The sequence below is a fragment of the Pedobacter sp. 05L430 genome (assembly GCF_056397585.1).
Genome location: NZ_JBFTNT010000548.1, coordinates 1 through 1115 on the forward strand (window position 1 = coordinate 1; position 1115 = coordinate 1115).

Sequence of the window (1115 nt, forward strand, 5' to 3'; positions counted from 1 at the left end):
CTCCTGCACCAAGAATTTCGAAGAGATAAATACAAATCCAAATCAAATAACAGATAAAATGCTGGAGCAGGACTTTAATCTGGTTGGATCTTCCTTCTCGGTTATGTTATTTAACCTGATGGGCCACCAAATTGAAGAAGATCTGTGTTATGATAACTGGATGGGATATATGGGCTCTCCAACGCCTTATGTTGCAGGTGTAAACAATACCACTTACTACCTGCGCTGGATTGATGCCTATTGGAATCGTATATATGGTAGCGTAATGTCTCCATCAAAACAGGTAATACAGCTTGCCGAAGAAAAAGAATTACCATTATTCGGCGATTGGGCAAAATTGGTTAGGATATTAGCCATATCGAAACTAACAGCTATCTATGGTCCGGTGATCTATTCGAATTATGGCACTGCTGGCCTAGGTTCGATCAAATACGACAAGGAGTCTGATCTATATAACAATCTGTTTACGCAGTTAGATCAGATTGAAACAAATTTCAAAGCCAACACATCTTACACTGGATTTACCAAATTCGACCCAAGCTATAAAGGCAACATCGCTTCATGGTTAAAATTACTTAATTCGGTACGTTTCCGTTTAGCAATGCGTTTGGTTAAGGTTAGCCCTATAGTTGCTAAAACAGAAGGAGAAAAAGCCCTGGCTGACCCAGTTGGGTTAATCACTACCAATGCCGAGAATTTCCTTATTTCGTTAAATGGAGAGGTAATGCCTGTTTCGATGATTTCTTTTGACTGGAACGATACCCGTATGGGTGCAACCATGGAATCTTTTATGGTGGGTTTAAAAGATGGACGTATGAATAAATATTTTGCTGAAGTAAGTGATGCCAGTTTAGTTACCGACCATCCTGCATACAAATTTAAAGGTATTCGCAGCGGCGCTTTCATCAATGCCAAAGATGATAGGGTTTCCTATTCTACAGTGAGTACAGATTTCAAATCGGTACAAAACCGAAGAGGGTTTACCGCATCGGAAATCGCTTTTTTGAAAGCCGAAGCGGCATTAAGAGGATGGGCAAATGCAGGAGATGCTAAAACAAACTATGAAAATGGAGTACGCCTCTCTTTTGCCGACTGGGGAGCAGCAGGTGTTGATG

1 protein-coding gene is annotated in these 1115 nt (G+C 40.7%); it reads left to right on the forward strand.

Features of this window, described 5'->3' with window-relative positions:
- Positions 1-1115, forward strand: a 1115-nt coding sequence (locus AC1DG9_RS27240; RefSeq protein WP_477635713.1) for a SusD/RagB family nutrient-binding outer membrane lipoprotein, incomplete at both ends; no start/stop codon positions are given.